Origin of the sequence: Sutcliffiella horikoshii, from assembly GCF_021991925.1 — a bacterium.
GTDB lineage: Bacteria > Bacillota > Bacilli > Bacillales > Bacillaceae_I > Sutcliffiella_A > Sutcliffiella_A horikoshii_F.
In genome coordinates, this window is the sequence record NZ_RXZI01000026.1 from 1 (window position 1) to 614 (window position 614).

Annotated in this window: 1 rRNA gene; it reads left to right on the forward strand. The window is 52.0% G+C overall.

Features of this window, described 5'->3' with window-relative positions:
• Positions 1–614, forward strand: a 23S ribosomal RNA gene (locus EKQ44_RS21360); the annotation flags it as partial.

Genomic DNA, 614 nt, shown 5'->3' on the forward strand with positions numbered 1-614 from the left:
TGAAGGCAGACCCGGGGAACTGAAACATCTTAGTACCCGGAGGAAGAGAAAGCAAACGCGATTTCCTGAGTAGCGGCGAGCGAAACGGAATTAGCCCAAACCAAGAGGCTTGCCTCTTGGGGTTGTAGGACACTCAACATGGAGTTACAAAGGAACGGGGTAAATGAAGCGATCTGGAAAGGTCCGTCATAGAAGGTAAAAACCCTGTAGTTGAAACTTCGTTCCCTCCTGAGTGGATCCTGAGTACGGCGGGACACGAGAAATCCCGTCGGAAGCAGGGAGGACCATCTCCCAAGGCTAAATACTCCCTAGTGACCGATAGTGAACCAGTACCGTGAGGGAAAGGTGAAAAGCACCCCGGAAGGGGAGTGAAATAGATCCTGAAACCGTGTGCCTACAAGTAGTTAGAGCCCGTTAATGGGTGATAGCGTGCCTTTTGTAGAATGAACCGGCGAGTTACGATCCCGTGCAAGGTTAAGTCGAAGAGACGGAGCCGTAGCGAAAGCGAGTCTGAATAGGGCGAATGAGTACGTGGTCGTAGACCCGAAACCAGGTGATCTACCCATGTCCAGGGTGAAGTTCAGGTAACACTGAATGGAGGCCCGAACCGACTC